We start from the raw sequence: 26,487 nt of genomic DNA on the forward strand, positions 1-26,487 counted from the left end.
GTTCATGTCCCGTTTCCCTTCCAGCGCCACCGCGCGCGCCGCTCCCCTACGTCAACTGTTGCTGTGGTTTGCCACCAGCTTGCTGCTGGCCATGGCCGTCTTTGGCGCCAATCATGCCCGTGCCGACGATGAATTCCTCGATCCCGAGCTGGCCTTCAAGTTTTCCGCCCGCATGCAGGATCCGTCCACCATCGCCGTCACCTATGTGATCGCCGATGGCTACTATATGTACCACGAGCGCTTCAAGTTCGAGGCTGTGGGCGCCAAACTGGGCACGCCCGTGTATCCGGCTGGCAAAGTCAAGTTTGACGATACTTTCCAGAAGAACGTTGAAACGTTCCGCAAGACGCTGACCATCACGATTCCCGTGGAAGCGGCCGGCGCGTTCACCCTGAAGGCGACGGGCCAGGGCTGCTCCGACAAGGGCCTGTGTTATGCGCCGCAGGATGCCACGGCCCAGCTGGTGGGCGGTGGCGGTGGCCAGAGCATGGCGCCGGGCGGCTTGCCATCGAAATTCGCCTTGCCGGCCGCGCCCGCAGTCGACACGGCGGCCGTCAACGGTCCGCAGGCGCAAGCGTCGCCTGGCGTGTCCGTGATGAGCATTCCCCAGGCCGACATTACCAGCACGCCCGAGCCGGTCGCGGCGGCCCCCGTGGCGGCAAGCGCCGCGCCCGCGCAAAGCGAAATGGGCAAGATCGAAGCGGCACTGAAGGGCGGCAAGCTGCTCGTCATCGTGCCCCTGTTCATGTTGCTGGGCCTGGGCCTGGCCTTTACGCCGTGCGTGCTGCCGATGGTGCCGATCTTGTCGTCGATCATCATCGGCGATGGCGCCAAGGTCAGCCGCTCGCGCGGCTTGCTGCTGTCGCTGACGTACGCGTTGGGCATGGCCATCGTCTACACGGCGCTGGGCGTGGCGGCCGGTCTGGCGGGCGAAGGCCTGGCCGCGCAACTGCAAAACCCGTGGGTGCTCGGTTTCTTTGCCTTGCTGATGGCGGGCCTGGCCCTGTCGATGTTCGGTTTTTATGAGCTGCAAGTGCCGGCTTTCCTGCAAGGCAAGCTGACGTCCGTGTCGAACCAGCAATCGTCGGGCCGCCTGGCGGGCGTGTTCGTCATGGGCGCCATTTCCGCCCTGATCGTGGGGCCATGCGTGGCCGCGCCGCTGGCCGGCGCCTTGCTGTACATCAGCCAGACACGCGACGTCGTCATCGGCGGCAGCGCCCTGTTCGCCATGGCCGTGGGCATGAGCGTGCCGCTGCTGCTGGTGGGTGTGTCGGCCGGCACCTTGTTGCCGCGCGCCGGCGCGTGGATGGATGCCGTCAAGCGCTTCTTTGGCGTGCTTCAGCTGGGCGTGGCCTGGTGGCTGGTCTCGCCCGTGCTGCCGGGCGCCGTGCAGATGCTGGGCTGGACGGTCTTGTTTGTTGGCTATGGCATGTATCTGCTGGTGGGCAAGAGCGGCGCGAAGAACGCCTGGGTGGCCAAGGCCTTCGGCCTCGTGTTCGCCGTGCTGGGCGCGATGCAACTGGTTGGCGTGGCCAGCGGTGGCCGCGACCCGCTGGCGCCTCTGGCGCACCTCGGTGGTGGTCAGGTGCATGCGCAACCATTTACGCGTGTAAAGACCCTGGCGCAGCTCGATGCGGCGTTGGCCCAGCTGAACGGCAAGCCGGCCTTGCTGGACTTTTATGCGGACTGGTGCGTGTCGTGCATCGAGATGGAAAAACTGACCTTCGTCGACCCCGCCGTGCGCGAGAAGATGGGGCAAGCCGTGTTGCTGCAAGTGGACGTGACGGCCAATGATGCGGACGACAAGGCCATGCTGAAACGTTTCCAGCTGTTCGGCCCGCCGGGCATCATCATGTTCAATCCGCAGGGACAGGAAATTGCCCAGTCGCGCGTGATCGGCTTCCAGAACGCGGCCACTTTCCTGACCTCGTTGCGCAAGCTGGAGGAGTAGGGCGGGTTAGCCCGTCAGGGCGTAACCCGACACCACCGCACACATCAACAAGGTTGTCGGATTACGCGGCGTTCCGCCGCTAATCCGACCTGCGCTCAGCCTGCTTTATGGTGTGCACCATGACCACGATGGTGGCCGCGCATTCCACCATCTTTGCCGCCAGGCACGCTGTCATCAAACAATTTCTTTTGCTCCGGCGTCAGCACGGCGTAGAACGTTTTCAGCGAGGCCAATCGGCTTTCCTGGTCGGCGATGCGTTCCTTCGACATGGCGATCCATTGTTCCATGCGTTCCGGCGCCGACAGCTTGGCCATCGCTTCGCGCTTGGCTTTCCAGTCGCCCATCGGCTTTTTCGGTGCGTTGGCGGCCGTGAACGTGGCCCAAGCCGGTTCCTGGGCGGCCGTCAGCTTCAGCTTGTCGTGCAGGCGAGCCTGGTACTTGGCCATGCGTTCGGCGGGATTGCCTCCGCGGTGCTGGCCGCGCTGGCCTTCATGTTGCATCTTGGTGCTGGCGGCAGGCGCGCTGGCGGCCGCTTCCTGGGCGTGGACGGTCAGCGATGCCGCACTCATGCCGAGTACGCTCATGGCGATGATCAAATTCTTGCGTAAAGTCTTCATTGAGGCGTTCATCTGGATTCCTTTGTAAAGTGAGGGATGTACATGTTGCTGCACATGAATCCATGTTGGACTCGCCATGTTTCCCCGAAGTGTCCGCTGCCAGACAGTTTGTATCTATATGTTTCTTCGGGTCTTCTATATACAAGACGATACAAATGCGTTGTGCAAGGCCGGGGGAAGTGGGGATAATTCGTACCATGGAACCCACTTCTACAATTCTCATCGTCGACGATGACCGCGATATCCGCAGCCTGCTGGCGGACTACCTGGAAACGAACGCCTACCGCACCCTGGGCGCGGCAGATGGCACGGCCATGTGGAAAATCCTCGATGAAACGCGGCCCGATTTGATCGTGCTCGACTTGAACCTGCCCGGTGACGACGGCCTGACCTTGTGCCGCAAGCTGCGCGCCCAATCGACGGTGCCGGTGATCATGCTGACGGCGCGCAATGAACCGCTGGACCGCATCCTGGGCCTGGAAATGGGCGCCGACGATTATTTGCCGAAACCGTTCGAGCCGCGCGAATTGCTGGCGCGCATACGCAGCGTGTTGCGCCGCAGCCATGCCATGCCGTCGAACGTGCCGTCGGACAAGGCGCAGCAAATCCGCTTTTCCGGCTGGACCCTGGACTTGACGGCGCGCCACCTGCTCAATCCCAGCGGCCTGGTGATCATGCTGTCGGGCGCGGAATTCCGCCTGCTGCGCGTCTTCCTCGAGCACCCGAACCGCGTGCTCAACCGCGACCAGCTGCTGAACCTGACGCAGGGCCGCGACGCGGACCCGTTCGACCGCTCGATCGATATCCAGATCAGCCGCCTGCGGCAAAAACTCGGCGAAGATGCCCGCTTGCCGCAAATCATCAAGACCGTGCGCAACGGCGGCTACGTGCTGGCCGGCCAGGTCAATGTGGAGCCGCACGCGTGAAGGCCTTCCTGGGCTCGATGACGGGCAGAGTCTTCGTGTTTTTGCTGATCGGCATCGTCGCTTCGGCCGCGCTGACGCAGTGGCTGGCCGTAGGCGAACGCCAGCGCGCCATCGAGCAATACCGCGATTACCACGCCGTCGAGCGGGCCGAGCAGCTGGTGATGGCGGCCGACGTGGTGCCGCTGGCCTCGCGCGCCGCCTACCTGAAGGTGGCCAACAAGGGCAGCGTGCGCCTGGAATTGCGTCCCGATGTCGAGCATGTACCGGGCAAGCCGACGGAATTTTCCACCGCCCTGCAAGCCAAACTGGGTGAAGGTTTCAAGGTCAGCGCGCTGGCCGAACGCCCGGCCGCCTGTATCGAACCGCGCAAATCACCGGGCATGTTTTCCGCCAAGCCATGGGGCGGCACCTGCGAAAACCTCGACGTGCGCATGCAGGATGGCCACGTGCTGCGCCTGATGGTCTTGCCGCCGCGCCAGCAGCCGCCATTCAATGAACATAACGACTGGATGACCTTGCTGCCTTTCCTGATCAGCATTGCCATCCTCGCCTACCTGGTCACGCGCATGACCATGCGCCCGCTCAAGCAGCTGGCGCAGGCGGCGAAAGACCTGGGCAACGACATCAACCATCCGCCGCTGACCCTGTCGGGCGCCAGCGAAATCCGCCAGGCCAGCGCCGCCTTCAACGCCATGCAGGCGCGCATCCGCCAGCACATTTCCCAGCGTACACAGATGCTGGCCGCCATTACGCATGACTTGCAAACGCCGCTCACGCGCTTGCGCCTGCGTCTGGAAAAAGTGGCCGATACGGAATTGTATGACCGCCTCGTGGGCGACCTGTCGGCCATGCAAAGCATGGTCAAGGAAGGGCTGGACCTGGCCCGCTCGATGGACAGCACGGAAGCGATGCAGGCGCTCGATCTCGATTCCCTGTTGGACAGCGTTTGCTCCGACGCGGCCGATGCCGGCCAGAATGTCACCTTGGCCGGGCAAGCCAGCATGGCCTTGATGGCGCGCCCGATCGCCATGCGGCGCTGCCTGGTGAACCTGATCGACAATGCCGTCAAATATGGCCAGTACGCGCAAGTCACCGTCGAGCGCATCCCCGGTGCCGCGCGCATCCGCATCCGCGATGGCGGGCCGGGCATTGCGCCAGATCAGCTGGCCAAGGTGTTCGAACCGTTTTACCGTATCGAGACCTCGCGTTCGCGCGAGTCGGGCGGCACGGGCCTGGGCCTGACCATCGCGCGCAATATCGCCGAGCAGCACGGCGCCACGGTTTTGCTGTCCAATCACGTCGACGGTGGACTGGAAGTCACCCTCATCGTGCCAGAGTATTACGCAGGAAAGTGAGCATTTCCGTGCGACAATATTGTGCTTTATGCCTCCCTGGCAACTACATTCAACCTGCAGCCCTGCGCTGCGACAGCGTGACAGAACAATGAAAAAGACTAGTCTGGCAATCCTCGTGGCTGCGGCCCTGTGTATCGGTGGCGGCATCTGGTATTTCACTCATCCGTCCGGCGCGGCGGCCGGTGGGCAGGATGGCAAAGGGGGCAAGGGCGGACAGGCGCCGACGACGGTGAGCGTGGTCGCGCCCGTGCGGGAGGATGTGCCGATGGTGCTGCAAGCCAATGGCAGCGTGATGCCGATCAGCAGCGTCGACTTGCACCCGCAGACGACCAGCACGATTACCAAGGTGCATATCCGCGAAGGCCAGTTCGTCAAGCAGGGCGAGCTGATGTTTACGCTGGACGCGCGCAGCGAGCATGCGAATGTCGACAAGGCGCAGGCGCAGGTCTTGCGCGACCGCGCCTCGGTACAGGATTTCGAGCGCCAGCTCAAGCGCAACCAGGATTTGCTGAGCAAGAATTTCATTGCCCAGGGCGCTGTCGATACCCTGCAAAGCCAGCTCGACGCGGCACGTGCCTTGCTGGCCGCCGACCAGGCCGCCTTGCGCGCCGCCCAGGTCGATTCCAGCTACACCGTCCTGCGCGCGCCGCAGGCGGGCAGGGTGGGCGCCATCAATGTCTATGCGGGCAGCCTGGTGCAGCCGACCACGTCGCTGACCAGCATCACCCAGCTCGACCCGATCGACGTGGTCTTCACCTTGCCGGAAAGCAGCTTGTCCGGCTTGCTGGCGGCGCAAAAGGCGGGCGAGGTGGCGGTCAAGGCGCTGCTGTCGGACGCGGGCGGCAAGCAGCTCGATGGCAAGCTGAACTTTATCGACAATGCCGTCGATCCCGCCACGGGCGTGATCAAGATCAAGGCCCGCTTCAATAATGGCGGCACCGATTTGTGGCCAGGCCAGTACGTGAATACGCAGCTGACCGTGCGCACCCTCAAGGATGCGCTGGTGATCCCGCAAAACGCCATCATCACGAGTACCGCCGGCACGTTTGTGTACTCGATGGAAGCGGACAGCACGGCCAAGATGCGCAAGATTGCCCGCGTGTACGCATTTGGACCGAATGCCGTCGTCACCGGCCTGGCCGGCGATGAAAAAGTCATCGTCGATGGCAAGCAGAACTTGCGTCCGGGTAGCAAGGTGCGCCTGGCGGAAAAACACAAGGCTGCCGATGGCGCCGCCGCAGCACAGGGCAAGCCAGCATGAACCTGTCCGAACTGAGCATCCGCCGCCCCGTCATGGTGGTGCTGCTGTCCCTCTCCATCATCCTGGCCGGCGTGCTGGCCTACCTGCAAATTCCCGTGGCAGCCTTGCCGAGCTACAACACGCCCGTCATCAACGTGAGCGCCGACCTGGCCGGTGCCAGCCCGGAAACCATGGCTTCGTCGGTGGCCTTGCCGCTGGAAAAACAATTTTCCACCATTTCAGGCCTCAGCCTGATCACGTCCACGAGTACCCTGGGCAATACCTCGCTGACCCTGGAGTTTGACGCCAGCATCAATATCAATGAGGCGGCCGTCGACGTGCAGGCGGCCCTGCTGCGCGCGCAGCGCCAGTTGCCGACGGAAATGACGGACTTGCCGTCCTACCGCAAGGTCAATCCGGCCGATGCGCCCGTGCTGTTCATCCAGATGACGTCGCCCTCGCTGAACTTGTCGGACCTCAACGATTATGCGGAAAATCTGATCGCGCCGAGCCTGTCGACCCTGCCCGGCGTCGCCCAGGTCATCGTCAATGGCCAGAAGCGCTTTGCCGTGCGCGTGCGCGCCCGTGCCGACCTGATGAATGCGCGCAACTTGACGATGGACGAGCTGGCCATTGCCTTGCGCACCTCGAACACGAATTCCCCGCTGGGCATCCTTGACGGCCCCAGCCAGACCCTGACCATCCAGGGCAATCCGCAAATGATGAAAGCGGCTGATTTTGCCGAACTGATCGTCGCCAGCCGCAATGGCCAGCCCGTGCGCCTGAAAGACGTGGCCGAGGTGGAAGACAGCTTTCAATCGATCAAGGCCGTCGGCAGTTTCAATGGCGAGCGCTCGATCAGCCTGATGGTGCAGCGCCAACCGGACGCCAACACCGTGCAAGTGGTCGATGGCGTGCGCCGATTGCTGCCGGGCTTCAAGGAGCAATTGCCGCAGTCGATACAGATCAGCCTGGTCAACGACCGCTCGCTGTCGATCCGCGAAGCCATCCACGACGTGAATCTGACCCTGGCCCTGACGGTGGTGCTGGTGGTGCTGGTGATCTTTTTGTTCCTGCACCGCGCGGCCGCCACCTTCATTCCGGCCGTCACCATGCCGATCTCGCTGCTCGGCGCGCTGGCCCTGCTGTACTGGCTCGGCTACAGCCTCGACAACGTGTCCCTGCTGGGCATTACCCTGGCCGTGGGCCTCGTCGTCGACGATGCCATCGTGGTGCTGGAAAACATCGTCCGCCATATCGAGATGGGCAAGAAGCCGATACGCGCGGCGCTGGAAGGGGCGAAGGAGATGGGCTTTACCATCATTTCGATTTCCGTCTCGCTGGTGGCCGTCTTCATCCCCATCTTCTTCATGCCGGGCGTGATCGGCTTGCTGTTCCATGAGTTCGCCGTCGTCGTCTCGCTGGCCGTGCTGGTGTCCGCCATTGTGTCGCTGACCCTGGTGCCGATGCTGGCCAGCCGCTTCCTGCCGGCCGACTCGCGCGAGCACAATGACAGCGACCCGAGCCATGGCGAGAAAACCTTTATCGGCCGTCATTTCGAAGCGGGTTTCACGGCATTGCGCAACGGCTATGTGCATCTGCTCGACAAGGCCCTGGCGCACCGCAACGTGGTGCTGTTCGTTGCCGTGTGCACCTTTGCGCTGACGGTGCTGCTGTACGCGACCATTCCGAAAGGATTCTTCCCCGAGGAAGACCTGGGCCAGATCCAGGTGAATACGGAAGCGTCGGAAGACATCTCCTCTGCGGCGCTGCAAGATTTGCAGGCGCGCGTGGCGGCCGTGCTCAAGGCGGACCCCAGCGTGCAGGACGTGACGTCGTTCGTCGGCGGCGGCAACACGGGCCGCATGTTCATGGTCTTGAAGCCGCGCAGCGAGCGGCCGAAAATGCCCGTGGTGCTGGAAAACCTGCGCCGCGCGGCGGGCACCGTGCCGGGCATGGCCGTGTATTTCCGGCCCGTGCAAAACTTGCAGCTGGGAGGACGCCAGAGCAAGAGCCGCTACCAGTACACCCTGCAAAGCGTCAGTCCCGACGCCTTGAATGACTGGGCGGAAAAGTTTATTGCCGGCATGCGCACGGATCCCGCCTTCCGCGACGTCACCAGCGATTCGCAGATCAAGGGTTTGCAGGCATCGCTGAGGATCGACCGCGACAAGGCCAATCTGCTGGGCGTGCAAATGTCCGATATCCGCACGGCACTGTACAGCGCCTTTGGCGAGCGGCAAGTGTCGACCATCTATTCGTCGGCAGCCAGCTATTACGTGATCCTGGAAGCGGCCACGGCAGACCGCCAGTATGACGATGCGCTCACGCGCGTGTCCGTGCGCAGCAAGACGGGCGAACTGGTGAAACTGTCAAGTATTGCCTACGTGGAACGCACGATCGGGCCCACGTCCGTCAACCACCAGGGACAGTTGCAGGCCGTCACCATCGCCTTCAACCTGGCGCCGGACGTGCCGCTGGGCATCGCCACGGGCAAGATCGACGCGATGGCCAAGGACATGAGCTTGCCGGCCTCCATCATCACGCGCTATGGCGGCGACGCGGCCGTGTTCCAGAGCTCGCAGGCTAGTCAGATCATCCTCATCATTGCCGCGCTGGTCGTGATCTATGTGCTGCTCGGCGTGCTGTATGAAAGCTATATCCACCCGCTGACCATCCTGGCCGGCTTGCCATCGGCGGCCGTGGGCGCGCTGCTGACCCTGCGCCTGTTCGGCATGGACCTGACCATGATCGCCATCATCGGTATCCTGATGCTGATCGGTATCGTCAAGAAAAACGCCATCATGATGATCGACTTCGCCCTGCATGCGCAGCGCAACGAAGGCATGAGCCCACCTGAGGCCATCCGCCAGGCGTGCATTCTGCGTTTCCGTCCCATCATGATGACGACGGCGGCAGCCCTGATGGGCGCCTTGCCGATCGCCCTGGGCCTGGGCGCCGGCGCCGAGCTGCGCCAGCCGCTGGGCCTAGCCGTGGTCGGCGGATTGCTGTTCTCGCAAGTGATTACCCTGTTCATCACTCCCGTCATCTATTTATTCCTGGACAAGTACAGCGGCACGGGGCCGATGACGGACGAGCAACTGGTGGCGCTCGACAACAAGGCTTGAGTACTTGAGCACTTGCGTGACCCGTGACCGGCGTCTCCTTCCTGCGTGAATGGGGCGCCGGTTTTGTATGGGCAGTGATACATACGGTAACAACCGTCAAGGGAGGGCTCGGGTACTCTGGTCAGCGCTGCAAGGAATGTCGCTATCCTGTACGCTTCGGGTTGGAAAGGCCGAGGAAGTGTTCCCAAAAGCAAGGGACTCTGGCACTATGGCTGCCCTGTAATGTTATTTCTTCGCTACACAGAAAGCACGATTCATTTTGCATGACACGACCCATTTGTTGGCTGCCGATTCCGATGTTTGCCCCACCTGCGGGCAAGTGATCCAGCCACCACCGGCCTACGGGTCCAGGACCAGCACGACGCGCAAGGTGGCGCTCGGCGTGTCCGTCTTGCTGCACGTGCTGCTGGCGGCGTATGTCCTGTTGCGCGGCGACACGATCGAAAAGATTCCGCCGCCGAAGAAGGAAAGCGCGATGGTCTACATCGCGCCGCTGAAAGACAAGCCGCAACCGAAGCCGCAACCGAAGCCCACACCAAAACCGAAGGACACGAAAGTGGCCAAGGTGAAACCGCCGCCGGCCCCGAGCAAGCGCGTGGTGACAAAAGACGTGCCGCGCGACAAGCCGAAACTGGAAACCTACACGCCGCCGCTGGTATCGAAAGTGCCGTTGCCGCCGCCGCCGGCTGAAGACATGAGCTCGATGATCGAGCAGCGCCGCAAGCAGCGCGAGGCGCAGAACCCCACGCCGCCGGCCGAGGAAAGCGAAAACGACCGCGCCATGCGCGTGGCCAAGGCGAATATCGCCGGCGCCCAGGGACGCAATTCGGGCAGCGACCGCGAGGATTCGGGCGGCGTGTTTTCCATCGTCAACCAGACCTCGTTCAGCGCGGAAGTCAAGTTCAAGGGCTGGAATGGCAACTTCAAGCGCAATTGGCTGAAGCAGGAAAAAGTCGAACTGGGCAATGAACCCGATATCGAATCGGCCATCATCAAGAAGATGATTCAGCTGATCCGTGCCGAAAAACCTGGTGATTTCGTGTGGGAATCGCGGCGCCTGGGGCGTAACGTCAACCTCAGCGCCAGGGTGGAAGACACGGCCGAGCTGACGGCGTTCCTGCGCCAGGAATTCTTTTCCGAGAAGCGCTCTGGGCCGGGACGGCGCTAGGCGCCAGGACGCGCTGCAATAAAAAAAGGCTGCGTCGTGTGAACGGGCAGCCTTTTTTACGCAGCGTTGATCTCGATCAAGCCGGTTTGTCGGTTCCCGCTTCCGGCTCGACGTCGTCTTCCATCTCGATCAGTTCGACCATCTGGGCCGCGCCGTCTTCGCTGATGCCGGCCAGTTCCATGATCTTGTCATTGGCTTCGTCGATGCCGACTCTTTTCAGAGCCGAGAACAGTTGCACAGTGAACGGGAAGCCAACGCCGTCTTCATCCACGTAGCTGTCGAGCTTGGCTTTCGCCTGGCGCAAGGCATTCACGGATTCGTTGCGGTTCAGCTTATCGACTTTCGTCAGGATGCAGTGGATCGGTTTGCCCGTCGGGGCGAACCATTCCAGCATCTGGATGTCCAGGTCGGTGAACGGGCGGCGCGAATCCATGATCAGGATCAAACCTGCCAATTGCTCGCGGCGCTGCACATAGTCACCCAGCAGGCGCTGCCAGTGCAATTTGGCCGAGCCCGATACTTCCGCATAGCCGTAGCCCGGCAAGTCGACCAGCAGGCATTCGATCTCTTCAACGATGGTGGCATCCTTGCGGTGCTGCGCCACGTGGGCGCCGCCGATGGAGAAGTAGTTGATGTGCTGGGTACGGCCAGGTGTCTTGGAGGCGAACGCCAAGCCTTTCTGATTACACAAGATGTTGATGGCGGTCGATTTACCGGCATTGGAGCGGCCGGCAAAGGCGATTTCCGGCACCGTGGTATCGGGCAGGTCACGCAATTGGTTGACGGTCGTAAAGAAGCGGGCTTGCCAGAGTTTTGACATGGGAGTAGTAAAGCAACAAAAGGGAGCGATAAGGGAGCGATAACGCCAAGAAGCTATTGTACAATAAGGGGTTGTTTATTGTTGCCGGCGTAGCAGCGATGCGGCTTGCGGCCCTGAAAATAAAGCAAAAATCCACAGGGCGCGGCAATGTCCACCACTAATTTCTCACTGTCTCAGGGTGCCTGAATGAATCGTGCGTTTTCACCGTTGTTCAAATCCATGCTGCTCGCTTTGCTGGCTGTATCGGCAACTGCCTCCGCGGTCGAAGCACCGAAACCGGCCGTCAAGGCTGACGCTGCCAAGGGCGCTACCCTGTACGCCGATGGCGATGCGGCGCGCGGCCTGCCTGCCTGCGTCTCCTGCCATGGCGCGGCCGGCAATTCGACCATCACGGTCAATCCGAAGCTGGCCGGTCAGCACGAAAGCTATATCTACAAGCAATTGGTCGACTTCACGACGCCGCAGCGCAACCAGCCCGTCATGACGACGTACGCGAAGATGCTCAGCGACGCCGACAAGAAGAATATCGCTGCCTACCTGGGCACGCAGCTGTCCAAGCCGGGCGCCGCGAAAAACAAGGATACGATCGACCTGGGCAAGAAAATCTACCGTGGTGGCATTGCTTCCAAGCAAGTTGCAGCCTGCGCCAGCTGTCATGGCGCGACGGGCAATGGCATTCCCGTCCAGTATCCGCGCATCGCCGGCCAGCATCAGGATTACACGGTGGCCCAGTTGACGATGTTCCGCAGCACCAAGGCCGATGCCCGCAAGAACAGCGCGGAAATGCACACCATCGCCGCCCGCATGTCGGATGACGAGATCGCCGCCGTGGCCGATTATATCGCCGGCCTGAAGTAAGTTTTCATAGTGGCAAGAGATTGCCAGGCGCAGCAGCGCGCGTGAACAAGGGCGGCCGTCTCAACGGGCTGCCCTTTTTCATGGTAGGGGCCAAACAGGAGTATGCTGCCGCCTTGCGCGGAGAAACACTCTGCTCCATGCCTACATTTTCTTGAAGATTGCATATCCCGTATGAGTATCCACGTATGAGCACAGGCACGACCGGAATCGAGTTAAAGACCCAACGCCGCAGCCTGGCTGAATTCGTCGAGCTGGTCTCGTCGATGCGCTTTGCCATCAGCCTGCTGACCCTGATCGCCGTCGCATCGATCATTGGCACCGTGCTCAAGCAAAACGAGCCCATGCCCAATTATGTCAACCAGTTCGGTCCGTTCTGGTTCGCCGTTTTCGACAAGCTGAGCCTGTATTCCGTGTATTCGGCCTGGTGGTTCCTCGTGATCATGGGTTTCCTCGTCGCCTCGACCTCGCTGTGCATCGTGCGCAATGCGCCGAAGATGCTCAAGGACATGCGTAGCTGGCGCGAAACCGTGCGCGAGCAATCGTTGCGCAATTTCCACCACAAGCTGGAATGGCAGGTGCCGCTGCCGCGCGCCGTGCTGGCGCAGCAGATGGTGATGCGCCTGAAAGACGCCGGCTATGCGGCCAAGGTGGTCGAGAAGGACAACGCCACCCTGGTGGCGGCCAAGCGTGGCGCGGCCAATAAATGGGGCTATATCTTTGCCCACGGCGCCATCGTCATCATCTGCGTGGGCGGCTTGCTCGACTCGGAAATGCCGATCCGTGTGCAACAGTGGTTCTTCGGCAAGACGCCATTTGCCGGCAGCGGCGTGATCGCCGACATTCCCGCCCAGCACCGTTTGAGCCTGTCGAATCCTACGTTCCGCGGCAATACCATGATTCCGGAAGGTTCGTCGAGCAACACGGCCATCATTCCCCAGGCCGACGGCGTGCTGATCCAGGATCTGCCCATCACCATCCTGCTGAAAAAATTCCACATCGATTTCTACAGCACGGGCATGCCCAAGCTGTTCGCCAGCGATGTGGTCGTCACCGATCATGAAACAGGGAAAAGTTTCCCAGCGACCATCAAAGTCAACCAGCCGCTGCTGTACAAGGGCCTGGCCCTGTACCAGTCCAGCTTTGAAGATGGCGGCAGCAAGCTCAAGTTGACGGGTTTTCCCATGACGGGCAAGACGACGAAACGTTTCGATATCGGCGGCGAAGTGGGCGGCAGCACGCCGCTCGAGCGCAGCGATGGCAATTCCTACACAGTGGAATGGTCGGGTTTCCGTCCGTTCAACGTGGAAAACCTCAGCGCGGGCCAGGATGTGCGCGCCGTCAGCAAGGCGGAAAGTTTCAACGAGAAATTCTCCGTCGGCCTGGACAAGCGCCTCGGCTCGGCCGCGAAGAACGCGAACAACAAGGATCTCAAGAACGTCGGCCCCTCGGTGCAATACAAATTGCGCGACAAGACAGGCCAGGCGCGCGAGTACCAGAACTACATGCAGCCCGTCACGGTCGATGGCACGACGGTGTTCCTGGCCGGCATGCGCGTCAACCCCAGCGACCCGTTCAGCTATCTGCGCATTCCCGCCGATGACAATTACAGCGTGAACGAATGGATGCGCTTGCGTGCCGCGCTGCAAGATCCGGCGCTGCGCCAGCAGGCGGCCACGCGCTATGCGGCGCGCGCCATGCCACAGGCGGGCGCGGAAGCCTTGCGCGGCCAGTTGCAGGAATCGGCCGCGAAAAGCCTCGGCATCTTTGCCGGCAATGGGCAAGAGGGCGGTTTCCTCGCCATTTCGCGTTTCCTGGAGAAAATTCCTGCCGCTGAGCAAGAAAAAGCGGCCGACATCTTCATGAAAATCTTGAATGGCAGCCTGTGGGACTTGTGGCAGGCGGCGCGTGCCCAGGACGGCTTGAAAGCCATCGAGGCCGATGACAAGCATGGCCGTTTCCTGCAACTGGCGACGAATGCGCTGTCCGACAGCTTCTTCTATGGCGCGCCCGTGTATCTGCAACTCGACGACTTCACGGAAATCAAGGCATCCGTGCTGCAAGTGACGCGTTCGCCAGGCAAGAGCGTCGTCTACCTCGGTTGTCTGTTCCTCGTGATCGGCGTATTTTCCATGTTCTATATCCGCGAGCGCCGCCTGTGGGTGTGGATCAAGGATGGCGAGGGCGGCAGCGAGGCCTTGATGGCCATGAGCACGCAACGCAAGACCCTGGATTTTGAAAAAGAATTTGAGAACTTGAAGGCAAAGCTGCCGCAATCGGCGTAAGCTGCGCTGAGTTGGATTGGCTGAGTTTCGGGACGCTGCAGCGCCGCCGGGAATGGAGAAAATGATGGAATTGGCAAACAAGCAAATATATACGCAGGAACCAGGATTTTTCAAGCGCCTGAGCCTGATCGATTGGCTGTATGGCGCCGGCTTGCTGGCCGCCTCCCTGTTCGGCCTGATGCGTTTTGGCGCCTTCATGGATATCTATGAAAAAGCCATCCTGCTGGCCGCGGCGCCCACGTTCGCGTGGCTGGGGTGGTACTGGAAGCCCGTGCGCTGGCTGATCCCCGTGGCGGCCGTGCTGTCGCTGTTCGCCATCGAGCTGTATGCGGGCCACCTGGAGATGGCGAACCAGAAATTCTTCCTGAAATACATCTTGTCGAGCCAGTCCGCCATCCTGTGGATGGGCACGCTTTTCGTGCTGTCGACCCTGTTCTACTGGATCGGCCTGGTGGCGCGCTCGGAATTCGGCTCGTCCGTCGGTTCCCTGCTGTGCTGGGCCGGCGTCGTGCTGGGCCTGACGGGCATGCTGGTGCGCTGGTACGAGTCTTACCTGATCGGCGCCGACGTGGGCCACATCCCCGTATCGAACCTGTATGAAGTGTTCATCCTGTTTTCCCTGATCACGGCCATGTTCTACCTGTACTACGAGCAGCATTACGCGACGCGCCAGCTGGGCGCCTTCGTCATGCTGGTCATTTCGGCGGCCGTCGTGTTCCTGATGTGGTACACGGTCACGCGCGACGCGGCCGAAATCCAGCCGCTGGTGCCGGCCCTGCAAAGCTGGTGGATGAAAATCCACGTGCCGGCCAACTTCATCGGCTACGGCACCTTCGCCCTGTCGGCCATGGTGGCTGCGGCCTACCTGCTCAAGTCGAGCGGCTACCTGGTCGACCGCCTGCCGTCGCTGGAAGTGCTCGACGACGTCATGTACAAGGCTATTTCCGTCGGCTTCGCTTTCTTTACGGTAGCGACCATCCTGGGCGCCCTGTGGGCGGCCGAAGCATGGGGCGGCTACTGGTCGTGGGATCCGAAAGAAACGTGGGCGCTGATCGTCTGGCTCAACTATGCAGCCTGGCTGCACATGCGCCTGATGACGGGCTTGCGCGGCCGCGTCGCCTCGTGGTGGGCGCTGGTAGGTTTGCTGGTGACGACGTTTGCTTTCCTGGGCGTCAACATGTTCCTCTCCGGCCTGCATTCTTACGGCAAACTTTAATGACAGAAGCGTCATGAACGGCCCGGAAAAACTGGTGTAAGGTATATCCAATCACCTTTTTCCGGAGCCGCCATGTTGATCAAGCGCAGTCCCAACGGCATTGAGTTGCCGTATTCTTCCGAAATCACGCCGCGCGCCGTATTCGAATCGCGCCGCAGCTTCATCAAGCAAGTGGCGCTGGGCTCCGTGTCCAGTGCGGCCTTGCTGGAAATGGCCAGCCGCGAAGCGTTCGCGCAAGGCACCAATCCCAAGCTGGCTGCCAAGCTCAATCCTGCCTATTCCGCGCTGGACAAGCAGACGGCCTATAAAGACGCCACCAGCTACAACAATTTCTACGAATTCGGCACGGACAAGAGCGATCCGGCGCAAAACGCGGGCACCCTGCGCACACGGCCGTGGACGGTCAGCATCGAAGGCGAAGTCAAGAAGCCGATGACCCTGGACCTCGACGCGCTGCTGAAGCTGGCGCCGCTGGAAGAGCGCGTCTACCGGCTGCGCTGCGTGGAAGGCTGGTCGATGGTCATCCCTTGGGTCGGTTACTCCTTCTCGGAAATCATCAAGAAGGTCGAGCCGACGGGCAATGCCAAATACGTGGAATTCATCACCCTGGCCGACAAGAAACAGATGCCGGGCGTGGGCAGCCGCGTGCTGCAGTGGCCGTATACGGAAGGCTTGCGCATCGATGAAGCGAACCATCCGCTGGCGCTGCTGACCTTGGGCATGTATGGCGAAACCTTGCCGAACCAGAACGGTGCGCCCGTGCGCATGGTCTTGCCGTGGAAATATGGTTTCAAGTCAGCCAAATCCATCGTCAAGATCCGCTTCGTCAAGGAACAGCCGCGCACGTCCTGGAACCTGTCGGCGCCGTCCGAATACGGTTTTTACTCGAACGTGAATCCGAACGTCGATCATCCGCGCTGGTCGCAAGCTTCCGAGCGGCGCATCGGCGAAGACGGTTTTCTCGCGCGCAAGCGCAAGACCCTGATGTTCAACGGCTACAACGATGTCGCTTCCTTGTACGCGGGCATGGACCTGAAGAAATTCTTTTAAGGAAAGACCATGGCCCTCAATCCCACAGCCAGGCAGTTGTCGCTGCTGAAAAGCCTGATCTTTTTGCTGGCGCTGCTGCCGTTTGCACGCATGGTCTGGCTGACGTACACGGGGCAGTTGGTGGAGCCGCTGGAATTCATCACGCGCGGCACGGGCGACTGGACCCTATATTTCCTGTGCATCAGCCTGGCGGTGACGCCCTTGCGCCGTATCACGCAGTGGAATTGGCTGATCAAGCTGCGGCGCATGCTGGGCCTGTTCGCCTTTTTCTACGCGGCGCTGCACTTCACCACCTTTTTATGGTTCGATCACTTTTTCGATGTGCAGGAAATGTGGAAGGACGTGCTCAAGCGCCCGTTCATCACGGTAGGCTTTATCGCTTTCGTGCTGCTCATTCCGCTGGCCGTGACGAGCACGAACGGCATGGTCAAACGACTGGGTGGCAAGCGCTGGCAGTGGCTGCACCGGCTGATCTACATCATCGCGCCGCTGGGCATCTTGCACTTCTGGTGGATGAAGGCGGGCAAGAATAATTTCGCGCAACCGATCCTGTTCGGCAGCATCGTCGCGCTACTGCTGTTAATCCGCGTTTATTTCGCCTGGAGCAAGCGGGAGAAAAGCGCCAGGGCGGCCAAGGCTGCCACCCCGGTACGCTCGGCTTAGGTTGCCGGCACGATCACCGGTGGCGGCGGCACGGGCGCCGGTTCGACGGGGCCTTTGGCTGGCGCGCCTTTGGCCGCGGGTGGCTTGGGCAGGTACAGGGGGCCGGTCTGGCCGCAGCCGGCCAGGACGCTAGAAACCACAATGGCGGTGCCGATATAAAACGCTGAGGATGACTTCACGATTAGAATCACGGTTTGATTAAGATCTTTGGAGTGTAGCATGAGCGAATCGGAATTCCTGGCCCTGGCCGAAGCCACCCTGACCCAGATCGAGGCGGCGCTGGACCGGCTGAACGATGAAGACGTGCTCGACGTCGAATGCAGCCGTAGCGGCAATGTGCTGGAAATCGAGTTCATCGATAACGGCACGAAAATCATCGTCAACAGCCAGGCCCCCATGCGCGAAATGTGGGTGGCCGCCCGTTCCGGCGGTTTCCACTACAAGCGCGTGGGCGACGAGTGGATCAACACGCGCGACGGCTCCGAACTGTTCGCGGCCCTGTCGGCCATGGCCAGCGAGCAGGCGGGCGCGCCGGTGGTCCTGAAGTAACTCTGACTGCCGTGGCAATAAAAAAAGGGCAGCCTTTGCAGGCTGCCCTTTTTGCATGATTACCGTTTAAAACAACTCGTTCTTCACGGCTTCTTTCGCTTTCTCTTCCTCCGGCGTGCCGCGCGCCGCGCCTTCCAGGCTGCCTACGCCCGTGCCCGGTGGATTTTCCGCATAGTAGTACTCGTCGCCCACGTGGATCAGGCCTTCCGGCACGGCGCGTTCCTCGACGGGAATGCTTTTCAGAGCTTTCGCCATGTAGCTGATCCAGATCGGCAAGGCCAGGCCGCCGCCCGTTTCGCGGTTGCCCAGGTTGCGCGGCTGGTCGTAGCCGATCCAGGCGATACCGACCAGCTTGGCCTGGTAGCCGGCAAACCACGCATCGATGGAATCGTTGGTCGTGCCCGTCTTGCCGGCCAGGTCGGGACGCTTCAAGGCCATGGCTTTATTGGCCGTGCCGAAGCGCACGACGTCATTGAGCATGCTGTTCATCATGAAGGCATTGCGCTCGTCGATGACCCGGTTGGCTTCCTCGCCCGCGAGGTCCGGCTTGGCTTGCGACAACACATTGCCATCGCTATCGGTGACCTTGGCGATCAGGTACGGGTTGACCTTGTAGCCGCCATTGGCGAACACGGCATAGGCGCCCGCCATCTGCAGCGGCGTCACGTTGCCGGCGCCCAGGGCCAGGGTCAGGTATGGCGGGTTTTTGTCCGCGTCAAAGCCGAAGCGCGTCGCGTATTCCTGGCCATACTTGGCGCCGATCTTGTGCAGGATGCGGATGGAAATCATGTTTTTCGATTTCATCAAGCCCTTGCGCATGGTCATCGGGCCATCGTATTTACTGTCGTAGTTCTTCGGTTCCCACGCCTGGCCGCCCGTCTGGCCCGCGTCGAACGAGATCGGCGCATCGTTGATGATGGTGGCCGGCGACAGGCCCCGTTCCAGCGACGCGGAATAGATGAAGGGCTTGAAGGCCGAACCTGGCTGGCGCCATGCCTGCGTGACGTGGTTGAACTTGTTGCGGTTGTAATCGAAACCGCCCACCATGGCGCGGATGGCGCCGTCGGTGGTGCTGGCCGAGACGAACGCCGATTGCACTTCCGGCATCTGCGTCAAGACCCAGGCATTGCCTTCTTGCATGACGCGGATCACGGCGCCGCGCTTGATGCGGCGGTTCGGCGCCGCTTTTTCCGACAGCCAGGCCGCGCCGAAGGTCAGGCCGGGGCCGGTAATGGTGATTTCCTCGCCGGCCGAGGTGACGGCCTGCAGCGATTTGGGTGACGCCTGCAGCACCATGGCGGCGATGATGTCGTCGCTGTCCGGATGGTCGGCCAGTTCCGTTTCGATCGCATCGTCCGCTTCGGCCTTGGTTTTCGGAATTTCGATATACGCTTCCGGGCCGCGGTAGCCGTGGCGTTTTTCGTAATCCATCACGCCCTTGCGCAAGGCGATGTAGGCGGCATCTTGGTCGGCCTTGGTAATGGTGGTATAGACGTTCAGGCCGCGCGTATAGGTGTCTTCCTTGAATTGCTCGTAGACGAGCTGGCGCGCCATTTCCGACACGTATTCTGCATGCACGCCAAAGGCGCTGCTGTCGGTTTTCACTTTCAGCTCTTCATTCTTGGCTTCCGTGTATTGCTCTGGCGTGATGTAGCCCAGCTGCGCCATGCGCTGCAGAATGTATTGCTGGCGCATGCGCGCGCGTTTCGGATTGACGACGGGGTTGTAGGCCGACGGCGCCTTCGGCAAGCCGGCCAGCATGGCCGCTTCGGCCACGGTCAGGTCCTGGATATTCTTGCCGAAATAGATTTGCGCGGCCGAGGCGAAGCCGTAGGCGCGCTGACCCAGATAAATCTGGTTCATATACACTTCCAGGATCTGGTCCTTGCTGAGGTTTTTCTCGATCTTCCAGGCCAGCAAGACTTCATACGCCTTGCGTTTCAAGGTCTGTTCGCTGGACAGGAAGAAATTGCGTGCCACCTGCTGCGTGATGGTCGAGGCGCCTTGCTTGGCGCCACCCGTCAGGTTGTGCAGGGCCGCGCGCGTGATGCCCAGGTAATCGACGCCGCCATGTTCATAGAAGCGGTCATCTTCGATGGCCAGCACGGCTTTCTTCATGACATCGGGAATATCCTTGATGTGCACCATGTTGCGCCGCTCTTCACCGAACTCGCCGATCAGCACGCTGTCGGAGGTGAAAATGCGCAGCGGCATTTTCGGCTTGTAATCGGTCAGGGTATCGAGCGCCGGCAGGTTCGGATACGCCATGGCCAGGCCGAATACCACCAGCAGCACGCCGACGACGCCCAGGCCCAGGAACGATACCAGGGCCATCAGCAAAAAGCGTTTGGGTTTGCTGCCCTTCTGGGGCGGTTTCGAGCCAGCGTTGCCAGCGGATTTTGAAGATGTCATGCGTGTCATGTCTTTCAGTAAATTTATGCCGGTCAATTATAAGCGAGCTTGCCGGGGTGGCAGCGCGCTGTGGCGCTTGCCGGGGGAGACAGTCGAAACTTGCCGATACTCTATATAAGCGTGTATTGGCCCGCTGGCAACCAGGATTTGGTAACAATTATCCTGCGCCAGATCACGGCCCTGCCAGATAGGCGCCGCGCGCCGCAGACTCCAGCGTGAAATCCATTTACAAGCCAGCGCTGCCGGGACTAGGCTTTCGGGTGGCAGGACCTCCTTCCACGCTGACTTTTCTCTATGAAAAACATGTCCATCAGCAGTTTTCTTGGCACCGGCTTGCTGGGCGTCGACATGGCGGACGATGCCGTACGCGTGGTCGAGTTGAGGCGCCGGCGGGGGAAACTGTCGTGCCGGCATTACGGCAGTTCTGCGCTGGCCGCAGGAGTGATGTTTGAAGGCAATATCGAAGATCTGCAGGGCCTGGCCGATGCCGTGCGTCAGGCTTATCGCGACAGTGGCAGCGGCTGCACCCGCGTGGCGCTGGCCATGCCGGCCACGGCCCTGATCACGCATGCGATCCGCCTGCCTGCCGGATTGCCGGAGGAGCAGCTGGAAATCCTCGTGGAACTGGAAGCGGCGCAATACATGCCGTTTCCGCTGGAAGACGCCAGTCTGGATTTTGTCATGCTCGGCCCCGCGCCGCCGCTTGCCGGCCAGGCAGGCAGCGAGATCGACGTGCTGCTGGTGGCGGCGCGGCGTGCCAGCGTGCAGCACCGTCTCGATGCGGCCAAGGCGGCCGGGTTGACGCCGGTCATCATGGATAGCGAGGCGCTGGCCTTGCAGGCGGCGCTCGCACAGGGCGGCTGGCAAGCCTTGTCCGACGGCGGCGTGGCGTACCAGTTGGCCTGGGGCCTGGCCATGCACCGGTACGCCCGATGAAGACCGTGGCGAAAGTGCCGTGTATCAACCTTTTGCCATATCGCCAGGCGGCGCGCCGCAAGCGCATTCAGTGGCTGCTGTGGCAACTGGCCGGCGGGGCGCTGATGGGATTGCTGCTGGCCCTGGCGGCAGGCGCCTGGCTGCAACAGCAGCTCGACGCACAGCTGCGCCGCCAGGAGGACTGGCAACATCGCATGCAGCAAGTCAATGTCGTCCTTGCCGCGGGCAAGCGGGTGCAGGGCGAGACGGCGGCGCTGCTGCAGCGCCAGCAGGCCATTGCCAGTTTGCAAGAGCAACGCCATGCCTGGGTGCGCATGCTGGCGGCTCTGGCCCGGGCGATGCCGACTGGCGTGGCCTTGCACAGTGTGCGCCAGGAAACGGCGATGGTGCGCCTGCAAGGGCAGGCCGTGTCGCAGGACAAGGTCGCGGCATTGCTGTTGGCGCTGGAGCAGGCCGCGCCCTGGTCCCGCCCTGAAGTGCTGGAAGTGCGCGGCGCGGCCGATGGCGCCGTGGAATGGACGATACGGCTGGCTTTGGCACCCGCTGGGCAATCTTAATCGTGGAGGTTGATCATGCTGAGCTTGAAGACCGCATCGCTGTGGCCGTTACCGGCGCGCCTCGCTTGCGCCGCCCTGGCCGGTGCGCTGGTGGCCGCGCTGCTGCACGCCGTGTGGCTGGCTGGAATGATGGCCGCCGTGCAGGCGGCGCAAGGCGAGGAGGGCCGCTTGCGCACCGATTATCTGGCGGCGCAGGCCAGGGCGAAGCAGTTGCCGCAGTGGCGTGCAGAGCAGGGCCAGGCCGGCGCCGAACTGGCCCTGCTGGAACAGCAATTGCCGGACCAGCAAGCAATGGCGGCGCTGTTGACGGACATTAACGCCGCCGGCCAGGCGCGCGGCCTGCAATTTTCACTGTTCAAGCCGGGTGCTGCGCGGCCGCAAGCGCCGTATGTCGCCTTGCCGATCGCCATACAGTTGCGCGGCGGCTACCACGCCATGGGCGCGCTGCTGGCGGACCTGGCGCGCTTGCCGCGCATCGTCACCGTGCATGCGCTGGCCCTGACCCTCGGCAAGGACCGCTTGCTGACCCTCGATGCCGTGTTGCAAGCGTATCGCTTGCCCGAAGCGGGGGAACTGGCGGCGCAAGCGGTATTGGCACCCAAGGCGGGCGCGCCCGTAGTGACACCAACTTGGCGTCCGCTTGCCGCTGTCGCGCCGCATCCCTACGAGGCCGCCGCCCTGGCTGATCCTTTTAACGCCTTGCCGCCCGCGCCCAGTCAGCAGGGTGGCGTGGCGGGGCCCGACCTGCGGCGAATGCGCGAACCGCTGGAAAGCGTGGCCTTGCCGGCCATCAGCATGGTTGGCAGCGTGCAACAGGATGGGCGCCTGAGCGCATTGCTGCTGGCGGGCCAGCGCGTGTACCGGGTGGCGGTGGGCCAATATCTGGGACCGGACCACGGCCAGGTCACGCAAATCAGTGAACAGGCGCTGCAATACAAGGAGCTGCTGCAGGATGGGGGAGGCGGGTGGCGCGAGCGGCGCGGCAGCCTGGCCTTGCAGGTGGCGGGGGCTGCTCCGAAGGCCAGCCTGCCCGAGGCGGCGCCATGAGGCCGCACCGCATGCTCCTGGCCGTGATGCTGTGCCTGCATGCCGGCGGCCTTGCCCAGGAAGCCGTGGTGCAGGTGTCGGCGCCGCGCCTGTATGCGGGCGACAAAATCTCCGTCGATTTCCAGAACGTGGGCGTGCGCGCGGCCCTGCACATCCTGGCCGATGCGTCGGGGCAAAACATCATCGCCAGCGACAGCGTGGCGGGCAATGTGACCGTGCGCTTGCGCGACTTGCCGTGGGACCAGGCGCTCGACGTGCTGCTGCAGGCCAAGGGCCTGGACATGCGGCGCAACGGCAACGTGCTGTGGATCGCGCCGCGCGAGGAAATCCTTGCGCGCGAAAAGCTGGAACTGGAACAGCGCGCGCAGATCGCGGAACTCGAACCGTTGCAGTCAGCCATCTTCCAGCTCAATTACCAGAAGGCCGAAGCGTTCCGCACCGTGTTCGGCCTGGACGCGGGGGAAGGGCGCAGCCGGCTGCTGTCGCGCCGTGGCAGCGTGCTGATCGAGCCGCGCACGAATCAGCTGTTCGTCACCGACGTGCCGGCGCGCCTGGAACAGATCCGCCAGCTGATCGCGAAGACGGATATTGCAACGCGACAAGTGATGATCGAGGCGCGCATCGTCGAGGCGAACGACAGTTTCAGCCGCAACCTGGGCGCGCGCCTGGGTTTTACGGACCAGCGCCTGGCGGCAGGCCAGCTGCCAGGCTTTTCCCTGGGCGGCAGCGGACGCCGCGCGGCTGTCGGCGGCAGCTACCAGGGCGTGGGCGAGGCGACGGGGCAAACGGTGGCCGGCAGCGGCGCCTTCGTGCCGAACACGCAATTCGTCAATTTGCCGGCCGCCAGCATCAATGGCTTGCAGCCGGCCAGCTTCGCCCTGAGCCTGTTTTCGGCGGCCGCCAACCGCTTCTTGAACCTGGAATTGTCCGCGCTGGAAGCGGACGGCCGGGGCAAGATCATTTCCAGCCCCCGCGTGGTGACGGCCGACAAGGTGCTGGCGCTGATCGAGCAGGGCATTGAGCTGCCCTACCAGGTGGCCACCAGCAGCGGCGCCACGTCGATCACGTTCCGCAAGGCGAATTTGCGCCTGGAAGTGACGCCACAGATCACGCCGGACGGCAATGTGGTGCTGGAAGTGGACGTCAACAAGGATAGCGTGGGCCAGGAAACCCGTTCCGGCTTCGCCATCGACACCAAGCACGTGCGCACGCAAGTGATGGTGGAAGATGGCGGCACGGTGGTGCTGGGCGGTATTTATCAGCAATCCGAACGGGGCACGGACAGCAAGGTGCCGATTCTTGGCGACATTCCCGTGCTCGGTGTTTTTTTCCGTAGCACGGGCCGCAGTCAAGAAAAAACGGAACTAATGGTGTTTATTACGCCGAAAATAGTGGCAGATCGGCCAGCAACACGTTAATGTCACATCTTTACGTTTAAGTAACAATGCAAACGAAAGCGGACTGATGGCGACTATGCGGAATGTATCTTTGGGCAACACTTATTGGAGTCGGGTATCGAACTGGCTGGTCTTGCTGGCGCTGGGCGCCTTGCTGGCCGCGTGTGGCGGCGGTGGCGGCGACCCGACCCTGGGTGTCAAGGATGGCGCGAATGCCGGTGTCGGCAGCGTGGTACTGGTGGCTGGCGCAACAACGATTGTGGCATCGGGCGCGGACGGGACGGAAGTCGTGCTGACGGCAGTGGTGAAAAATCCCGGCAATAATGCCATGACTGGCCAGACGGTGACCTTCACCGCCAGTTCTGGCACCATCAGCAACACCAACCGCGTGACGGATGCGAATGGCACGGTGACGGAAAAACTCAGCGTGAAGGGCGATGCGAGCTTGCGCGACATTACCATCAAGGCCAGCAGCGGCGGCGTCGAGTCGGCCCCCGTGGTGGTGAAAGTGGTGCCTGTCACCTCGGGTATTGCCAGCTTGCTGCTGACCTCTTCCGGCGGCACTCTGGCGTCGTCGGGCGGTATCGCCGTCAACATGATCGCCTTTGTCAAAGACGCCAACAATGCCGTCGTGCCCAATGCCAGCGTGACATTCAGTGCCGATTCGGGCGCGCTGGGTGCGACAAAGGTCAATACTAATGCGCAGGGACAGGCGCTGGTCAGCCTGAATACGGGGGGCGACGCCAGCTTGCGCACGATCAAGGTCACGGCCAGCGCAGGCGCGCAGACGGCCAGCACGGACATCGGCGTCAGCGGCACCCGGCTGGTCATCAGTGCCTTTTCAACGGTGAACCTGAAGACGAGCACCGACATGGTGGTCAAGCTGGTCGATTCGAGCGGCAATCCCCTCGTTGGCAAACCGGTGACCTTCAGCGCCCGCAGCAATGCCATCACGGTCAAGGGCGGCGGCGCCAGTCCCGCGCTGACGGACAACAACGGCCAGCTGGTGTTGAGCTACAACGCCCAGGCGGGCAGCAGCGACAGCATCAGCGTCAAGGCGCAGGGTGACAGCGTCGTCTTGCCAATTGCAATCAATGCATCGAACTTCACGATCAATGCCGTGTCGGGAGGCAATGTTGCCTTGGCGACCTTGAACACGAACACCTGCTATGCGGTGACGGTGCATAGCGATGTGGCTGGCGTGCCACAAACGGGCAATGTGCGTTTCAGCACGTCGCGCGGCGCCATCTACCAGGACGCCGCCTGCGGCACGCCATTGCAGGCGCCGCTGGCGCTGGTGGGCGGCAATGCCATCGCTTACGTACAGGCCAGCGGCGCCGGCCTGACCGCCCTCACGGCGAAGTACGAAGACAGCGGCGCCTCGGTACAGTCGGAAGTGGAGTTCGTTGCACCACTGACGGCCCAGGCCACGATCAGCCTGCAAGCCGACCCGGCGGTCATCGGCGCCAATACGGCCGGCAGCACAGCGCAGCGCAGCGCCTTGCGCGCCATCGTGCGCGATGGCATGGCGGAAAACAACCTGGTCAAGAATGCACAGGTGAGCTTCTCGATCCAGACCGACGCCAGCAATGGTTCTCTGAGCTCGCCTTCGCTGGTTGCCACCGACAGCGATGGCGTGGCCACGGTCAGCTACATCGCGGGGCAGGGCACCACCGGTGTCGATGGCGTCGTTGTCAAAGCGCAACTGCAGGGTGTGTCGAGCAATGCGGCCACGGTCAAGCTGACGGTGACGAAAAAATCGCTGTTCATCAGCGCCGGCAGCGGCAATGCGCTCGACGCCTCCGACAGCAGCACCTACCGCAAGACGTATAGCGTGTTTGTGACGGACGCCGCCGGCAACCCCGTGCCGGACGTGATCATCACGGCAGCCGCCTGGCCACGCTATTATTACAAGGGTTATCTGCAATACTCTCAGGCTGCCCAGTCGTGGGTGGTGGCGGCCGCGTTGAAGTGCGACAATGAAGACCGGGACCGCAGCGGTACCTTCAATCCGAATAACGACCTCAATCTGAATGGCCGTCTGGACCCGGGCATTCCGCTCAATCTGTCGACCGGCGGCAAGACCGACAGCTCGGGAACGGCGCTCGTCACCCTGACTTATCCGCGTGACAGGGCCCACTGGCTGGACGTCGAATTGACGATTCGCGGCAATAGTTCCGGGACGGAGGCAACTTATGTCGGTTACACTTTGCTTCCGGGGCTGGCCACGGACTTTAACCGCGTGGATATTTCACCGCCAGGCGTAATTAGTCCGTATGGGCAAGCCACTGATTGTCGTAATCCAAATTAACTGT

General features: G+C 62.0%; 20 protein-coding genes and 1 pseudogene. 17 read left to right on the plus strand and 4 right to left on the minus strand.

The genetic code is table 11. The annotated features are described in order from the left end of the window. Positions 1-4: 4 nt before the first annotated feature. Complete coding sequence (dsbD, locus tag AC54AG_RS21810; RefSeq protein WP_496631557.1) at positions 5-1,951, plus strand: protein-disulfide reductase DsbD; 1,947 nt, start codon at positions 5-7, stop codon at positions 1,949-1,951. A 95-nt stretch (positions 1,952-2,046) separates the two neighbouring features. Here the strand turns inward: dsbD and AC54AG_RS21815 are convergent, their stop codons facing one another. Further along, the gene (locus AC54AG_RS21815; protein WP_496631558.1) at positions 2,047-2,580 is read right to left on the minus strand and encodes a Spy/CpxP family protein refolding chaperone; all 534 of its coding nucleotides are present in this window, start codon (positions 2,578-2,580) and stop codon (positions 2,047-2,049) included. Between the two features lie 185 nt (positions 2,581-2,765). Here AC54AG_RS21815 and AC54AG_RS21820 point away from each other — a divergent pair, with 185 nt between their 5' ends. The 5 genes from AC54AG_RS21820 to AC54AG_RS21840 all read left to right on the plus strand — a co-directional run bounded on the left by AC54AG_RS21820 (position 2,766) and on the right by AC54AG_RS21840 (position 10,385). After that, entirely contained in the window at positions 2,766-3,494 is a 729-nt protein-coding gene (locus AC54AG_RS21820; RefSeq protein ID WP_034753223.1) for a response regulator, read from the plus strand. Then, positions 3,491-4,849 (plus strand): ATP-binding protein, encoded by a 1,359-nt coding sequence (locus AC54AG_RS21825; RefSeq protein ID WP_034753225.1) that lies wholly within the window; start codon positions 3,491-3,493, stop codon positions 4,847-4,849. The genes AC54AG_RS21820 and AC54AG_RS21825 overlap by 4 nt, the downstream gene beginning before the upstream one ends. An 88-nt stretch (positions 4,850-4,937) precedes the next feature. Beyond that, positions 4,938-6,110 (plus strand): efflux RND transporter periplasmic adaptor subunit, encoded by a 1,173-nt coding sequence (locus AC54AG_RS21830; protein WP_456129469.1) that lies wholly within the window; start codon positions 4,938-4,940, stop codon positions 6,108-6,110. Further along, positions 6,107-9,217, plus strand: a complete 3,111-nt coding sequence (locus tag AC54AG_RS21835; protein WP_496631559.1) for an efflux RND transporter permease subunit — start codon at positions 6,107-6,109, stop codon at positions 9,215-9,217. Before AC54AG_RS21830 ends, AC54AG_RS21835 begins: the two co-directional genes overlap by 4 nt. A gap of 259 nt (positions 9,218-9,476) precedes the next feature. Continuing rightward, on the plus strand, positions 9,477-10,385 hold the full coding sequence (locus tag AC54AG_RS21840; protein WP_331778455.1) for a hypothetical protein: 909 nt from the start codon (positions 9,477-9,479) through the stop codon (positions 10,383-10,385). A 76-nt stretch (positions 10,386-10,461) separates the two neighbouring features. Here the strand turns inward: AC54AG_RS21840 and yihA are convergent, their stop codons facing one another. Then, positions 10,462-11,205 carry a ribosome biogenesis GTP-binding protein YihA/YsxC gene (gene yihA, locus AC54AG_RS21845; RefSeq protein ID WP_034753234.1) on the minus strand — a complete coding sequence of 248 codons (744 nt, stop codon included), beginning with the start codon at positions 11,203-11,205 and terminating at the stop codon, positions 10,462-10,464. Between the two features lie 186 nt (positions 11,206-11,391). Here yihA and AC54AG_RS21850 point away from each other — a divergent pair, with 186 nt between their 5' ends. From AC54AG_RS21850 to msrQ, 5 genes are all read left to right on the plus strand, one after another. Continuing rightward, positions 11,392-12,063 (plus strand): c-type cytochrome, encoded by a 672-nt coding sequence (locus AC54AG_RS21850; RefSeq protein ID WP_035824033.1) that lies wholly within the window; start codon positions 11,392-11,394, stop codon positions 12,061-12,063. A gap of 185 nt (positions 12,064-12,248) precedes the next feature. Continuing rightward, positions 12,249-14,345, plus strand: a complete 2,097-nt coding sequence (locus tag AC54AG_RS21855; RefSeq protein ID WP_331778456.1) for a cytochrome c biogenesis protein ResB — start codon at positions 12,249-12,251, stop codon at positions 14,343-14,345. A gap of 64 nt (positions 14,346-14,409) precedes the next feature. Then, positions 14,410-15,561, plus strand: a complete 1,152-nt coding sequence (gene ccsB, locus AC54AG_RS21860) for a c-type cytochrome biogenesis protein CcsB (RefSeq protein WP_034753239.1) — start codon at positions 14,410-14,412, stop codon at positions 15,559-15,561. 72 nt (positions 15,562-15,633) lie between these two features. Then, positions 15,634-16,611: a protein-methionine-sulfoxide reductase catalytic subunit MsrP gene (msrP, locus tag AC54AG_RS21865; protein WP_034753241.1), complete on the plus strand. Its 978-nt coding sequence runs from the start codon at positions 15,634-15,636 to the stop codon at positions 16,609-16,611. 9 nt (positions 16,612-16,620) lie between these two features. Then, positions 16,621-17,274 carry a protein-methionine-sulfoxide reductase heme-binding subunit MsrQ gene (msrQ, locus tag AC54AG_RS21870; protein ID WP_331778457.1) on the plus strand — a complete coding sequence of 218 codons (654 nt, stop codon included), beginning with the start codon at positions 16,621-16,623 and terminating at the stop codon, positions 17,272-17,274. Here msrQ and lptM read toward each other — a convergent pair. After that, positions 17,271-17,453: an LPS translocon maturation chaperone LptM gene (lptM, locus tag AC54AG_RS21875; RefSeq protein WP_034753244.1), complete on the minus strand. Its 183-nt coding sequence runs from the start codon at positions 17,451-17,453 to the stop codon at positions 17,271-17,273. The two genes, msrQ and lptM, sit on opposite strands and share 4 nt — an antisense overlap. 40 nt (positions 17,454-17,493) lie before the next feature. Here lptM and cyaY point away from each other — a divergent pair, with 40 nt between their 5' ends. Beyond that, entirely contained in the window at positions 17,494-17,823 is a 330-nt protein-coding gene (cyaY, locus tag AC54AG_RS21880) for an iron donor protein CyaY (protein WP_035824041.1), read from the plus strand. 66 nt (positions 17,824-17,889) lie between these two features. On the opposite strand, the gene AC54AG_RS21885 is transcribed toward cyaY, so the two are convergent. Then, positions 17,890-20,235, minus strand: coding sequence for a penicillin-binding protein 1A (locus AC54AG_RS21885; RefSeq protein WP_034753639.1), 2,346 nt, complete (start codon positions 20,233-20,235; stop codon positions 17,890-17,892). Positions 20,236-20,538: 303 nt separating this feature from the next. Between AC54AG_RS21885 and pilM the strand changes: the two genes are divergently transcribed. From pilM to AC54AG_RS21910, 5 genes and pseudogenes are all read left to right on the plus strand, one after another. Continuing rightward, entirely contained in the window at positions 20,539-21,171 is a 633-nt protein-coding gene (gene pilM / locus AC54AG_RS21890) for a pilus assembly protein PilM (protein ID WP_070305287.1), read from the plus strand. Next, positions 21,168-21,728, plus strand: a complete 561-nt coding sequence (locus tag AC54AG_RS21895) for a PilN domain-containing protein (protein ID WP_331778458.1) — start codon at positions 21,168-21,170, stop codon at positions 21,726-21,728. The genes pilM and AC54AG_RS21895 overlap by 4 nt, the downstream gene beginning before the upstream one ends. Before the next feature lie 15 nt (positions 21,729-21,743). After that, entirely contained in the window at positions 21,744-22,775 is a 1,032-nt protein-coding gene (locus AC54AG_RS21900; protein WP_496631560.1) for a pilus assembly protein PilP, read from the plus strand. 92 nt (positions 22,776-22,867) lie between these two features. Continuing rightward, positions 22,868-24,193, plus strand: a pseudogene (locus tag AC54AG_RS21905) (type IV pilus secretin PilQ); the annotation flags it as partial. 70 nt (positions 24,194-24,263) lie between these two features. Further along, positions 24,264-26,483 (plus strand): Ig-like domain-containing protein, encoded by a 2,220-nt coding sequence (locus AC54AG_RS21910; protein ID WP_496631561.1) that lies wholly within the window; start codon positions 24,264-24,266, stop codon positions 26,481-26,483. The last annotated feature ends 4 nt before the right edge of the window (positions 26,484-26,487 follow it).

The organism is Janthinobacterium sp. BCJ23 (assembly GCF_059617945.1).